Annotated in this window: 12 protein-coding genes; 2 read left to right on the top strand and 10 right to left on the bottom strand. The window is 64.1% G+C overall.

The window, feature by feature from the left end; genetic code table 11:
- Positions 1–66 precede the first annotated feature (66 nt).
- The gene (locus tag DRB87_RS06875; RefSeq protein ID WP_370363661.1) at positions 67–1,176 is read left to right on the top strand and encodes an AraC family transcriptional regulator ligand-binding domain-containing protein; all 1,110 of its coding nucleotides are present in this window, start codon (positions 67–69) and stop codon (positions 1,174–1,176) included.
- On the opposite strand, the gene DRB87_RS06870 is transcribed toward DRB87_RS06875, so the two are convergent.
- Both DRB87_RS06870 and DRB87_RS06865 read right to left on the bottom strand, forming a co-directional pair.
- On the bottom strand, positions 1,062–2,441 hold the full coding sequence (locus tag DRB87_RS06870; protein ID WP_130025359.1) for an MFS transporter: 1,380 nt from the start codon (positions 2,439–2,441) through the stop codon (positions 1,062–1,064). The genes DRB87_RS06875 and DRB87_RS06870 overlap by 115 nt on opposite strands.
- A 248-nt stretch (positions 2,442–2,689) precedes the next feature.
- The gene (locus DRB87_RS06865; RefSeq protein ID WP_240756286.1) at positions 2,690–3,481 is read right to left on the bottom strand and encodes an IclR family transcriptional regulator; all 792 of its coding nucleotides are present in this window, start codon (positions 3,479–3,481) and stop codon (positions 2,690–2,692) included.
- A gap of 750 nt (positions 3,482–4,231) precedes the next feature.
- Here DRB87_RS06865 and DRB87_RS06860 point away from each other — a divergent pair.
- Entirely contained in the window at positions 4,232–4,627 is a 396-nt protein-coding gene (locus DRB87_RS06860) for a transposase (RefSeq protein WP_017233651.1), read from the top strand.
- A gap of 166 nt (positions 4,628–4,793) precedes the next feature.
- Here the strand turns inward: DRB87_RS06860 and DRB87_RS06855 are convergent, their stop codons facing one another.
- The 8 genes from DRB87_RS06855 to DRB87_RS06820 all read right to left on the bottom strand — a co-directional run bounded on the left by DRB87_RS06855 (position 4,794) and on the right by DRB87_RS06820 (position 12,840).
- Positions 4,794–5,897: an NAD(P)/FAD-dependent oxidoreductase gene (locus DRB87_RS06855; protein ID WP_130025357.1), complete on the bottom strand. Its 1,104-nt coding sequence runs from the start codon at positions 5,895–5,897 to the stop codon at positions 4,794–4,796.
- Positions 5,898–6,011: 114 nt separating this feature from the next.
- Complete coding sequence (locus tag DRB87_RS06850) at positions 6,012–6,944, bottom strand: electron transfer flavoprotein subunit alpha/FixB family protein (protein WP_130025209.1); 933 nt, start codon at positions 6,942–6,944, stop codon at positions 6,012–6,014.
- Between the two features lie 13 nt (positions 6,945–6,957).
- Entirely contained in the window at positions 6,958–7,707 is a 750-nt protein-coding gene (locus DRB87_RS06845; protein WP_130025356.1) for an electron transfer flavoprotein subunit beta/FixA family protein, read from the bottom strand.
- 77 nt (positions 7,708–7,784) lie between these two features.
- The gene (locus DRB87_RS06840) at positions 7,785–9,014 is read right to left on the bottom strand and encodes an MFS transporter (protein ID WP_130025355.1); all 1,230 of its coding nucleotides are present in this window, start codon (positions 9,012–9,014) and stop codon (positions 7,785–7,787) included.
- Positions 9,015–9,104: 90 nt separating this feature from the next.
- A complete protein-coding gene (locus DRB87_RS06835) occupies positions 9,105–9,995 on the bottom strand; it encodes an amidohydrolase (protein ID WP_206100075.1) in 891 nt (296 codons plus the stop codon).
- 107 nt (positions 9,996–10,102) lie between these two features.
- A complete protein-coding gene (locus DRB87_RS06830) occupies positions 10,103–11,515 on the bottom strand; it encodes an FAD-binding oxidoreductase (protein ID WP_130025354.1) in 1,413 nt (470 codons plus the stop codon).
- Positions 11,516–11,565: 50 nt separating this feature from the next.
- The gene (locus tag DRB87_RS06825) at positions 11,566–12,297 is read right to left on the bottom strand and encodes a FadR/GntR family transcriptional regulator (protein ID WP_130025353.1); all 732 of its coding nucleotides are present in this window, start codon (positions 12,295–12,297) and stop codon (positions 11,566–11,568) included.
- A 243-nt stretch (positions 12,298–12,540) separates the two neighbouring features.
- On the bottom strand, positions 12,541–12,840 hold the full coding sequence (locus tag DRB87_RS06820) for an antibiotic biosynthesis monooxygenase (RefSeq protein ID WP_130025352.1): 300 nt from the start codon (positions 12,838–12,840) through the stop codon (positions 12,541–12,543).
- Positions 12,841–13,166 lie beyond the last annotated feature (326 nt).

Raw genomic sequence — 13,166 nt, 5'->3', positions numbered from 1 at the left:
TGCGTCCCCTGGCTACGATGTTCCGTTTCGCGACGCATGGAAAAAGGCAGCATTTCGATTCATTTCGTGATTAACGCATTGGCGCACGTCGAGCGGCTCGGCGGCGATCCGGCGGCATTGCTGCATGCCGCGGATATCGCGCCATCGCTGCTCGCGCACCCGCAAGCCCGCGTTTCCGCGGATCGCTATGCGCAGCTGTGGCGGCTGATCAGTGTCGCGCTCGACGACGAATTCTTCGGGCAGGATTCGCGCCGCATGAAAGTCGGCAGCTTTGCGATGCTGTGTCACACCGTCGTCGCGTGCCGCACCCTCGAGCAGGCGCTGCAACGTGCAACGCGTTTCATGGGACTCTTGCTCGACGACCTGCAGATGCACCTGGTGCGGGACGGCGCGCTGGCCCGACTCGAAGTCCGTGAGCGCGCGGACGAACGGTCGCCACGCATCTTCGGGCACGAAACACTGCTGATTCTCTTCTATGCGCTGACGTGCTGGCTGATCGCGCGTCGGGTGCCGTTGAGCACAGCCTATTTTTCATTTTCCGAGCCGGCATACAGCGACGAGTATCGGACGATGTACTCCCCGCGTCTGGTGTTCCACGCGACACATACGGCCATCGAATTCGATGCGGCCTGCCTGGACTTGCCGGTGGTGCAGAACGACGCGTCGGTGAAGGAATTCCTGCGCGCGGCGCCGGGTAACATCATCCTCAAATACAAGAATACGAAGGGCATGGTCGCGCGCGTGCGGCGGCGTTTGAAGACGATGCCGACCGATCGCTGGCCGGCCTTCGACGCGCTGGCGGGCGAGTTCCACACCACACCGTCGACGTTGCGTCGGCGACTGGAGGACGAGGGGCAGTCGTATCAGTCGATCAAAGACCAACTGCGGCGCGATTTCGCGATTCATGCGCTGTGCCACACGTCCAAGCCGATGCTCGAGATTGCCCTGTCGCTGGCTTTGCCGATCCGAGCGCGTTCTTTCGTGCGTTCCGAAAATGGACCGGGGCGCGTCCCGGCGACTATCGCCGTCAAGCCGTGGCCGCGTGACGTCGGTCGGGCCGTTCAAACCGCGCGCGCATCCGCGTTGGCACCATTGCCCTCGCCCCGCTCCCCCCGCTCGCCGGGCGCGTCGTCATCGAGCTCGATGCGCTTGACCTCGCCCAGCAGCAACAGGTAGCACAACACGCCGGCGATCGCGAAGAGACTGATAAGCCCGAGCGCCCAGCCGAACGATCCGGTCGCCTTGACGATGAACCCGATCGCAATCGGCGTGACGATGCCCGACAGGTTACCGGCGAAGTTCACCGCCCCGCCCGTGATGCCCACCATGCCCTTCGGCGCGATGTCGGCCACCAGCGACCACGAGGCCGAGGCCACGCCTTGCGCGAAGAACGCGAACGACATGATGGCGATCACAAGGCCGTTGGCGTCGGTCAGCACACTGAGCGACATGGTCGGCACCAGCAACAAGCCGGTCACGATGGGCGTCTTGCGCGCCGTCCCCACGGCAACGCCGCGACGCAGTAGCCAGTCCGAGAGCAGGCCGCCGCAAACCACGCCGATGGACGCCGCCACGAAGGGCACGGACGCCATGCCGCCCGCCTTGAGCACCGTCATGTGGCGCTCGGTGATCAGGTACGTCGGGAACCACGTCAGGAAGAAGTACAGCGACGAGAGCGACGCGAATTTGCCCACGCAGATCGCGATGATCTGACGATTCCGGAACAGCGCGAGCAACTTGCGCCACGGGAAAGCGTTCGCGGCGGACCGATCGGTTGGCGCCACCTCGACAAGCGCCCCACCGCGACGAATGTGCGCCAGCTCGGCGGCGTTCACCCAGGCACATTGATCCGGGTCGCGATAGCCGACGAACCACACGCCCGCCCAGACAATGCCCAGGAGACCGGTCGCGTAGAAGATTTCGCGCCAGCCCCACGTGTGGGCGATCCAGAACAGTACGGGCGTGAGGGCCGCCATGCCGATGTACTGGCCCACCAGATAGACACTGGTGGCCACCCCACGCTCACGTTGCGCAAACCAGATCGAGACCACGCGGTTATTGACCGGGAACGTCGGTGCTTCGGCGATACCCACGCCCAGACGCATGGCGAACAACGCGGCAAAGCGCGAGGCGAAGCCTTGCATGAATGTCAGCATCGACCAACCGAGAATGGCGACGCCATAAATCGCACGCGTACCGAAACGGTCGATGACCCAGCCGCCCGGAATGTTCGCGATGACGTAGGTCCACGCGTACGCCGAGAAGATAAAGCCCAGCGCGACGGGGTCCAGGCCGAACTCCTGCTTGAGCATCGGGGCGGCCACGGAGAGATTCGCTCGGTCGACATAGTTGATGACCGTGCCGACGAAGACCAGGAAGAGCATCCAGAAACGCACTCGCGACGGGCGCTGAGCCGCAGACGGACGCAGGGAAACTGACATGATGACTCTCGTAGTAAGCCGCGGGACAGCGGCACCTCTTCGCCTCGCATTAACCAAATATGGAACGATGGTTATTGGGCGAAACAATTATGACGAAGTGGTTTGCGCGAGACAAGCGCAATCATCTGGAGCGGCGCGTGATCAAGGCGTGCTGATACAGACCCACTGATGGGGGCGCACCGTAGACGACCCGTTGACGACACACCGAAGGCATGGCGCGTGGGCTGACGCGCGCGAGCCGATGCGCTTTACTTCGTCGCCGCCGACGTTGCGCCTGCGCGGTCCGAGCGGTAGTTGAGCTTGTGCGAGAGTTCGTCGGCGGCGGACACGACCTTCTCGACGATGCCGCTCTCGAGCAGGTCCGCTTCTACGCGCGACTGAGGAATCGTCACGCTGATCACGGCGACGATCTTTCCGAGATGATTGCGCACGGGCGCCGCGATCGTCGAGATGTTCTGCTCGAAGAATGCCTGGCTCATGCTGTACCCGCGGGCGATGTCTTCCTGGACCACGCGGTACAACGCTTCCACGGTCGTTGGCGTGTGGGCCGTATAGCCTTCGAGCTTGGCTTCCGGGTAAAGCTGCTTGAGCGCCGGCAGCGAGTAGTCGCCGAGCAGAATGTGTCCGACGACCGTCGCATGGGCGGGCAGGCGAGTGCCCACGCGGACCGTGCCGAACACCAGTTCACGGCTCGCCGCTTTGGCGACAAACACCGCGTCGCGCTGATCGAGAATCAGAATATGGCTGGAGAAACCCGTGGCATCGCGTAGCTTTTCGATGACCGGCGTTCCGAGATCGGTCAGTTCGAGCGAATTCAGATACTCGAAACCCAGGCGAAGCACTGCCACGCCCAACCGGTAATGACGATCGTCCCCGGCCTTCTCGATGAACCCCTCGGCTTCGAGTGTCTGCAACAGGCGGAACACCGTCGAGCGTGGGATGCCGAGTCGTCGCGCCAAGTCGGCCCCGGCCAGCACGGGCTCGCGCGCCGAGAACGTCATGAGAACGCGCAATCCGCGCTCGAGGCCCGGACGGAGTATTTGTTATCGCTGTCGTTGCTCATGCCGTTTGCGCACGCTGGCGCCGACCGGTGTGCAGGGGTGCCGCGCAACCGATAGACGATATTCATCGAAGGCGCACATTATAGGCCACAGGCCCGCCGTCGGGCCATGACGAAACGCCACCCGGCGACCAGGCCACTTTCTCACCTCCCGAGACTCGGTTGCACCGCGTACGCGCGGAGTTGCGCCCTACCTCGCGTCACCATGCCCTATCGGGGCGCAAGTGAGCACTCATCTTGGGCGACTCGCCGGCAACACGGCCGATGCACCGCAATGGGGGTAATTCCGAAGCGCGTCGACGCGCGCTTTTTGTCATCATGGCGGTTGCAAGCTTGACAAGCTGGCGCATGTGGAGCGAGACACTCTGGCCGGGGCCGAGAATAATAAACGATCCGGACTGGCCAAAAGGCACGTATTCCTTTTCTCCTGACGCTTTTGCGATTGCCTATCCCAATAGCCACCCAGGAGCTGCGCCCACCTGCCAAGTGGGCGTTTTTTTGCTGATCAAACGCTCCCTTCGCAGTGTGGTCCGCCCCGCCCGCGGCGTTCTTCATAAGAGAACCCGATGATCTGGCATGCTTGTTGCTTGTATTTCCAGCATCGGGGAACGACGCCGCCTTGGCCGAGGTTTCACGAATAAGCACTTACCGGATTGCATCGGTACCTGCCGGATCGTGAAACTCGGACTCGCCCCCTGCGGCGCCTCCGTTTGTTTTGGGTCGAGGTGTTATGTTTACTGAACTGAGCGACGTTGAATGGCACGCCCTGCGTGATCTGATTTGTGACCGTCCGGTCCGTACGGAGCGGCGTGGCCGCCCTCAAGTCGAGCAGCGCACGCTGACTAATGCTGTCTTGTGGGTGCTGTTCACGGGCGAAAGCTGGTCCAAGCTACCCATGCAGTACCCCTCCGTGCCGACTTGCCGCCGCAAACTCAACGAGTGGCGCGAATCAGGCATGCTCGATACGATCCTGAAGCGCCTGCAACAATCGGGCCGCGATATCAGCACCTGCGCGGGTCAGATCAGCAAGCCGACCCGCAGCACGCCCTGCGGCGACACCGATCGCCTGCGCGGGGTGTTCTGGACCAACCCGGCCTCGTGGAAGCCGCCGGTTGCCGTTCGCTGACCGGCAAACCCACCACGACCACCTTCACACCGATTCTTGTCCGACAGGCATGCCGCGCAACGCCCGCGGCACCGTTGGAACCGCACGCCGGGGTTAGCCAGATAGCGGCCTAATGCGCGAGAGGTGACCACCGGTCACCTCTCGCGTTTTTACATCGAAACGCACGTCAAAGCGCCGCGCGCACCGCTTCGGCAATCGCGAGTGACGCCGTCAGTCCGGGGGACTCGATACCGAACAGGTTGACGAGTCCCGCGACACCATGCACCGCCGGCCCATCGATGCGGAAGTCTGCCGCCGGCTCGCCGGGTGCGCTGATCTTCGGTCGAATGCCGGCATAGCCGGGCTGCAGCGCGCCGTCTGCCAATGCCGGCCAATAGCGCCGCACCGCCGCGTAGAAACCATCGCCATCGGCGGCATTGACGGTGTAGTCAATCTCGTCGACCCATGCCACGTTCGGCCCGAAACGGGCTTGTCCCGCGAGATCTAGCGTCAGGTGTACGCCCAGCCCGCCCGGCTCCGGCACGGGATAGATCAGGTGCGAGAACGGCGCGCGCTGCGCACAGGTGAAGTAACTTCCCTTCGCGTAGTAGCGCGGCGGAATGTATTCGGGGGCAAGGCCGACGAACGTGCGCGCGACATCCACGGCATAAAGACCTGCGCTGTTGACGACGATGTTGGCGCGCAGCGTCGACGTGACACCTGCCGTGTCGACATCCAGCTCGATGCCCTCGGCGTGCCCCACCCGGGCACCGACGACGCGCGCGTCGAACGCGAGCATGGCCCCCGCGCTTTGCGCATCGCCCTGCAAGGCGAGCATCAGACCGTGGCTGTCAACGATGCCCGTTGACGGCGACAGTAACGCACCAAAGGTTTGGAGTGTCGGCTCGCGCCGGGCGACTTCGCCTGCAGTGAGCCATTGCAGGTCGTCTACACCGCTGGCGCGCGCATTGGCGGCAATGGCCTCGAGCTCGCCCACCTGACGATCGTTGGTCGCGACGATCAACTTGCCGCAACGCCGATGCGCCACGCCATGCGAGGCGCAAAACGCATACAGGCGATGCTTGCCCTCGACGCACAACGTCGCCTTGAGCGAGCCGGGTGGGTAGTAGATACCGCCGTGAATGACTTCGCTGTTCCGCGAGCTGGTGCCGGTGCCGATCGCGCGCTCGGATTCCAGGATGATCACTTCCCGGCCGGCCATGGCCATCGCCCGCGCGACGGCCAACCCGACGATACCCGCGCCGATCACCACGCAATCGACTTTATCCATCGCTGTTCCTTCGTGACTTTCCGATTCGCATGAAGACGCCGCACCGCCGCGGGCCAGCCTCCTCATGCGGATCGGCTGCGGGAGACGATCCCGCAGCCTCACCTCACGACTCGCTTACAGCGCGCCCGTCAGCTCCGGCACCACCGTGAACAGATCGCCCACCAGACCGTAATCCGCCACCGAGAAAATCGGCGCTTCCGGATCCTTGTTGATCGCCACGATCACCTTCGAATCCTTCATCCCCGCCAAGTGCTGGATCGCCCCCGAAATGCCCACCGCCACGTACAACTGCGGCGCCACGATCTTGCCCGTCTGCCCGACCTGGTAGTCGTTGGGCACGTAACCCGCATCGACCGCCGCGCGCGAGGCGCCCAGTGCCGCGCCCAGCTTGTCCGCCAGCGGCTCGAGCACCTTCGTGTAGTTCTCGCCGCTGCCCAAGCCCCGGCCGCCCGAGACGATGATCTTCGCGCTCGTGAGTTCCGGACGATCCAGCTTCGTCACTTCACGACCCACGAACTGCGACACGCCCGCGTCCGGCGTGGCCGCCACGGTTTCCACCGCCGCGCTGCCACCGCTGGCCGCAACGGGATCGAACCCCGTCGAGCGCACCGTGATCACCTTTACCTTGTCCGCGCTTTGCACCGTCGCAATCGCGTTGCCCGCATAGATCGGGCGCTCGAACGTGTCCGCGCTGTCGACCTTCGTGATGTCCGAAATCTGCGCGACATCCAGCAGTGCCGCCACGCGCGGCGCGATGTTCTTGCCGTACGCCGTGGCCGGCGCCAGGATGTGCGAGTACGCCCCTGCGATCGACACCACCTCGTCGGCGATGTTCTCGGCCAAGCCATCGCCGAAGTACGGCGCATCGGCCAGCAGTACCTTCTTCACACCGGCGATCTGCGCGGCCGCGTCAGCCGCTGCCTTCGCGTTGTTGCCCGCCACCAGCACATGCACGTCGTCGCCGCATTGCAGCGCGGCGGCCACCGTGTTCAGGGTCGCAGCCTTGATCGATTGATTGTCGTGTTCCGCAATTACCAGAATGCTCATCTCGTCGTCTCCCTTAGATGACCTTGGCTTCAGTCTTCAGCTTCTCGACGAGCGCCGCCACGTCCGCCACCTTCACCCCCGCGCTGCGCTTGGGCGGCTCCACCACCTTGAGCGTCTTCAGGCGCGGGCTCACGTCCACCCCCAGATCCGCCGGCTTGACCGTCTCCAGCGGCTTCTTCTTCGCCTTCATGATGTTGGGCAGCGTCACGTAACGCGGCTCGTTCAGGCGCAGGTCCGTCGTGATCACCGCCGGCAGCGACAGCGACACCGTCTCCAGACCGCCATCCACTTCGCGCGTGACTTGCGCACGGTTGTCCGCCACCGTCACCTTCGAGGCGAACGTCGCCTGCGGCAGCTTGGCCAGCGCCGCGAGCATCTGTCCGGTTTGATTGGAGTCGTCGTCGATGGCCTGCTTGCCCAGGATCACCAGTTGCGGCTGCTCCTTGTCGACGATGGCCTTGAGCAATTTCGCCACGGCCAGCGGTTGCAGTTCGTCGTCCGACTCGATCAGGATCGCGCGATCCGCGCCGATCGCCAGTGCCGTGCGCAGCGTCTCCTGCGACTGCGCCACGCCCGCCGACACCGCGATTACTTCCGTCGCCACGCCCGCTTCCTTCAGGCGCACCGCCTCCTCCACCGCGATTTCGTCGAACGGATTCATCGACATCTTCACGTTCGCTATGTCGACGCCACTGCCGTCGCTCTTCACGCGAACCTTTACGTTGTAATCCACTACCCGTTTGACGGGGACAAGCACCTTCATGCGGAACTCCCTTGATTCAGAAAACCCGGGCGGCGAGCCACGACGACGGCGCTTGCCCCCCCCGGGAACGTACGCCCTTACTCGATCTCGCGCCCTTTCGTTTCAGGCAACAACAAGGCGGTAATCAGCACGACAAGATAGGCACCGCCGGCAAACATGCCGATGGCCGCACCAAGACCGCTGGTCTTGGCCAGATAACCGACCAGGCTCGGGAACAGCGCACCGAAGCCGCGCCCGAAGTTGTAGGTGAAGCCCTGACCATTGGCGCGCACCGCCGACGGAAACAACTCGGTCAAGTAAGCCCCCATGCCGCTGAAAATGCCCGACGCCGCGAAGCCCAGCGGGAAGCCGAGGACGAGCATCTGATCATTGCTCAATTGAAGCTGGGTATAAGCGTAGATGGTCACGCCCGACAGCACGGCGAAAATCAGCAGGTTGGCCCGACGCCCCAGACGGTCGGTCAGATAAGCCCCCGTCAGATAGCCGATGAACGACCCCAGAATGATCACGAGCAGATAGCCGCCGGTACCGATGACCGACAGATGACGCTCCGTCTTCAGGAACGTGGGCAACCATGTCGTCACGGCGTAATAACCGCCCTGCACGCCGGTACACAGCAGCGCGGCAAGCGCCGTGGTCTTGATGAGCGACGGCGAGAAAATCGCCCAGGCCGACGTGCGCTTGGCCGCGGAGGCTTCCTGCTTGCGTGTGCGCTCGAACAGCGCCGGTTCCGGTACGTTCTTACGAATGAAGAGCACGAACAGCGCCGGGATCACGCCAATCCAGAAGAGTACGCGCCAGGCATAAGTCTCGGGCAGCAACGAGAACGACGCCGTGTAGCACAGCGCCGCCACCGCCCAGCCGATGGCCCAGCCGCTTTGCACCGTGCCGACGGCGCGTCCGCGATACTCGGTGCGAACGATCTCGCCCATGAGCACCGACCCCACGGCCCACTCGCCGCCAAAGCCCAGCCCCTGCAACGCGCGCAGCACGAAGATCTGCTCGAAGTTCTGCGCAAAGCCGATCAGGACCGTGCAAATCGAGAACCACAGAATCGTCGCTTGCAAAATGCGCACGCGCCCGAAGCGGTCGGCGAGCACGCCCGCCAGCCACCCGCCGATGGCCGAGAACAACAGGGTCACGGTGGCCAGCATGCCGGCCTGCGCCTTGTCGATCTGGAAGACGGTGATCAACGTCGTGATGACGAAGGTGAACACCATGAAGTCGAGCGCGTCGAGCGCCCAGCCGCCGAATGCCGCGACAAACGTGCGCCGCTCCGTCTTGTTCATCTGCCGATACCAGTCCATCTTGTCTCCTCATGACGTTTTGAAGTGCTTTGAAGCGGGGTTCGTACGCGGGCGCGCGGTGCGCCCGACAATGCCGGCAAAGTCAGTGCGTCAGACCGTTACCGGAAAACCGTAGAGACGCGCCGGGTTGTCCACGAGAATGCGGCGGCGTGTGTCGGCGTCGGGCGCCCACAGCGGCAGCAGATTGCGCAACGCACCGGTGTTCGGCATGCGCGTGAGCGACACATGCGGCCAGTCGCTGCCCCAGACCATGCGATCGGGGGCGTCTTCGATCAGTGCTTGCGCGAACGGCGTGACGTCGTCGAATGTCGGGAAACGCTCGCTGATGCGATAAGCCCCCGAGAGCTTCACCCAGTACCCGTGATCGCGCACGAGCGAGCGCAGTGCTGAAAAGCCGGGGGCATCGATCCCTTGCGCCACCGGCGTGTGTCCCATGTGATCAACGATACCCGGCACCGGCAGCTTCGTCATGCGCGGCATGAGCTCGGGCAGCGCGTTCACGTCCATCAGGAACTGCATGTGCCAGCCGAGATCCTTGATGCGATGCGCGAGCGTTTCCATCGCCTTGAAGCCGATGCCGCCGCCGAACAGCACGTTGATGCGCAGCCCGCGAACGCCCGCCGCGTGCATCGCCTCGAGTTCGGCGTCGGTCACCTCCGGCGAGACCACCGCGATACCGCGCAGACGGTCGGAATGACGGCGCAGTGTCTCGAGCAGATAGCGGTTATCCGTGCCGTAGACGCTGATTTGCACCAGCACGCCATAGGTCATGCCGGTGGCATCGAGCATCGCGAGATACTTGTCTTCGGGCGCGGGCGGCGGCGTATAGCTGCGCTCGGGCACCATCGGGTACGCCTCGCTCGCCGCGACCACGTGCGCGTGCGTGTCGACGGCGCCGAACGGCACCACGAACGACGGTGGATCAATCTCGGGCAGCGGGCCGAGGCACAGCGGCGCTCCGGCGGCGGGGGAAACAATCATATCGACTCCTCAAGGGATGCGAGGGCGACGCTCGGAACGTCGGGCGCACGCCGGGGGAAAACCGATCGAGCGCCGGGGACGCCGGCACTCATCGACAAAGCACGCGCTTACAGCAGCTTGCCCGGATTCATGATGCCGGCCGGATCGAACACGGCCTTGATCTCGCGCATCAAGCGCAACTCCAGCGGCGACTTGTACTTCGCGAAGGACGCGCGCTTGAGCTGCCCGATGCCGTGCTCGGCGCTGATGCTGCCGCCGTAACGCGCCACTTCGTCGAGCACTTCGGCGGTGATCGCCTCGCCGTGCTTCGCCATGAAGTCGGCCGCCTCGCCCGCGGGACGCGACAGGTTGTAATGCAGATTGCCGTCGCCGAAATGCCCGAAGATGAAGGGACGCACCTGCGGGCACACGCGCCGCACGCGCGCTTCGGCGCTCGTCATGAAATCCGGAATCGCTTCGATGGGCAGCGAAACGTCATGCTTGAGGTGCGGTCCGTCGGCGCGCTGCGCCTCGGAGATTTCCTCACGCAACTTCCACATCGCCTCCACCTGCCCGAGCGTGGACGACACCACGGCGTCGGCACACAGATCGCGCTCGATGGCCGTTTCGATCACGCGCTCCAGCAAGGCGGCCAGCGCTTGTTCGTCCGCCGTATCGGCCAGCTCGATCAGCACGTAGCCGGGGTGTCGCTCGCCGAATGGCGCACGCACGTCGGGCACATGCGCCATCACCAGGTCGACACACTCGCCCGTGAAGAACTCGAACGCCTGCATGCGCGGGCCGCACGCCGCAAACAGCAATTCATACAAGGCCAGCGCCTGACGCGGCGACGTGACCGCGGCAATCACCACCTGACGCACGGGGGTCGGCGCGTAGAGCCGCAATGCCGCTGCAGTGATGATACCGAGCGTGCCTTCCGAGCCGATGAGCAACTGCTTGAGGTCGTAACCGGTGTTGTCCTTGCGCAGGGTGCGCAGGCCATGCAGGATCTCGCCGTTCGGCAGCACGGCTTCGACGCCGAGCACCAGTTCGCGCGTCATGCCGTAGCGCACGACGTTCACGCCGCCGGCGTTGGTCGCGAGGTTGCCGCCGAGCTGACACGAGCCCTCGGCCGCGAGACTGAGCGGCAGCAGGCGGTTCGCGTCGCGCGCGGCGCGTTGCAAGTCTTCGAGAATGCAGCCGGCCTCGGCCACCAGCGTGTTGGCGATGGTATCCAGACTGCGCACGGTATGCATGCGATCCAGACTAAGCACCACGTTCTGCGCCGATGCGTCGGGCGTGGCGCCACCGCATAGGCCCGTGTTGCCGCCACGCGGCACGACCGGCGTGCCCGTGCTCTGGCACAGCGCAAGAATCTTCGCGACGTCTTCCGTCGTGCGCGGACGCACGACCGCCTGGGCGTTGCCGCGATACATGCCGCGCCAGTCAGCGAGCCACGGCGCAACGTCGTCGGGGGAGGTGAAAACGCTGTCGGCGCCGACGGCGTCGACAAGGCGTTGAGCGAAAGCAGCGAGAGTCATAGGATCACGCGTCGAGGGTTACGGTGCGGAGGATGGCATCTGACGACGAGTCAGGCGCGGGTCGGCGCGATGGCGCCGGTAATGATGTCGCGCTCGGGCAGCGTCAGCCCGAGACGCGCCGAAGCACGCAACAGATGCGAGAGCGACGCCGCGCGCGCGAGCAGCGGATCGCGCGCTTTGATGGCGTTGAAAACGGCCACGTGTTCCTGATGCACCTGCGCGGCGAGTCCCTCGTGGCGCAGCGTGTTCGAACGCGCCGCTTGCACGACCTGCCGCATTTGCAGGTTCAGGTACTGAAGAAGATCGGCGTAGTAACGATTGTGCGTCGCACGTGCAATCGCGGCGTGAAATGCGGTGTCGTACTCCACGCCGTTGTCGGCGTGATACAGATTCGTCTCGAGTTTCGCCAGGATGTCGGCGAGTCGGCGAATGTCTTCGTCGGTATGACGAACGGCGGCGAGCGCGGCCGCCGTGCTCTCCAGATCGAGACGCAGTTCATAGACGCTGGCGAGATCGGCGGCATCGTGCCCGGCCGGAACCTGGAAGCCGCTCGAAGGCGTGCGGGCCTTCACGGTCACGCCCGCCCCTTGCCGGCTGTCGATCAACCCTTGGGCGCGCAGACGCTCAGTCACTTCGCGGATCACCGCTTGGCTCACGCCGTACGTCTCGGCGAGTTGCTTGCCGGTCGGCAGCTTGGTGCCAATCGGATACGCCCCCTGCCGGATCGCGTCCTGCAGTTGTTGCGCGACCTGTTCGGTCAAGGTTCTGGGCTTCGTCGTCATCCTGGCATGCCATCCGATATTTTTCTGGTTTGCATGTTATATGAAAACTTTTGACGTGCCTCATCGCGTTAACCCTAGGCTTCAGCCGGATTCTGTCACGGCTTGGCCGCTCGCCCCCGTCCCATTTCCATCGCGCGCCCATTCCATGAATGACAAAGGCGGCGAGGGAGACTTACCCCCTCACCGCCTGCGGTACGGCATTGATGCGCGCGACACGGGGATTGCGCGTGTTGCGCGACGCGCTTAGAAGCCGATCAGCGCTTCCGTGACGTGGCCGACGTTCGGCGGCGCCGCGAAGCAGTCGCTCACCAGCGCACGCCATTGCTGGAACGCTTCCGAGTTGCGGAAGTGGACGGTGTGGTCTTCGAGCGTTTCCCACGTCACCACGAGGCTGTAGTGCGTCGGTTGCTCGATGGACTTGAGCAAACGCATACCGTGGCAGCCTTTGGAGCCCTTGAACAACGGCGTCGCCTTGGCGACACCTTGCTCGAACGCGGCTTCGGTGCCGGGCTTCACTTCGATCTGGGCGATTTCAAAGATCATCGGATTTCCTCAGTGATTTGCGCGTGATAGCGCTTATGTCGATCTGGTTGTCGTCGCATGATGGCGCGGCCCGCGGCCCGGCATCGTCGACACCGGGCAGGCGCATGGCCCCGCGAGACCGTCAGATTCTATACCGCGCGTTCACGCGACGCATCGCATGAACGGCTGCACATCCTTTCCGCTTTTTTCGGCCATCGCGCGTCACGTCAATGCACGGACTTCGCTCATCGACACGCCACACGGCACCATGAGCGTGCAGCATGGCGCCGACAATTTCATATCACCAGACAAAACATCAATATCAATCAATGGGATACAAATTGCTG

Origin of the sequence: Pandoraea sp. XY-2 (assembly GCF_004193915.1) — a bacterium.
Taxonomy (GTDB): Bacteria; Pseudomonadota; Gammaproteobacteria; order Burkholderiales; family Burkholderiaceae; genus Pandoraea; species Pandoraea cepalis.
The sequence above is the reverse complement of the archived record's forward strand: the minus strand, read 5'-3'. Positions and strand labels throughout refer to the sequence as shown.

Coding starts and splice junctions, on each gene's coding strand:
- DRB87_RS06870 (WP_130025359.1), bottom strand. CDS start 2,441: ATGTCAGTTTCCCTGCGTCCGTCTGCGGCTCAGCGCCCGTCGCGAGTG.
- DRB87_RS06860 (WP_017233651.1), top strand. CDS start 4,232: ATGTTTACTGAACTGAGCGACGTTGAATGGCACGCCCTGCGTGATCTG.
- DRB87_RS06855 (WP_130025357.1), bottom strand. CDS start 5,897: ATGGATAAAGTCGATTGCGTGGTGATCGGCGCGGGTATCGTCGGGTTG.
- DRB87_RS06850 (WP_130025209.1), bottom strand. CDS start 6,944: ATGAGCATTCTGGTAATTGCGGAACACGACAATCAATCGATCAAGGCT.
- DRB87_RS06845 (WP_130025356.1), bottom strand. CDS start 7,707: ATGAAGGTGCTTGTCCCCGTCAAACGGGTAGTGGATTACAACGTAAAG.
- DRB87_RS06840 (WP_130025355.1), bottom strand. CDS start 9,014: ATGGACTGGTATCGGCAGATGAACAAGACGGAGCGGCGCACGTTTGTC.
- DRB87_RS06835 (WP_206100075.1), bottom strand. CDS start 9,995: ATGATTGTTTCCCCCGCCGCCGGAGCGCCGCTGTGCCTCGGCCCGCTG.
- DRB87_RS06830 (WP_130025354.1), bottom strand. CDS start 11,515: ATGACTCTCGCTGCTTTCGCTCAACGCCTTGTCGACGCCGTCGGCGCC.
- DRB87_RS06825 (WP_130025353.1), bottom strand. CDS start 12,297: ATGACGACGAAGCCCAGAACCTTGACCGAACAGGTCGCGCAACAACTG.
- DRB87_RS06820 (WP_130025352.1), bottom strand. CDS start 12,840: ATGATCTTTGAAATCGCCCAGATCGAAGTGAAGCCCGGCACCGAAGCC.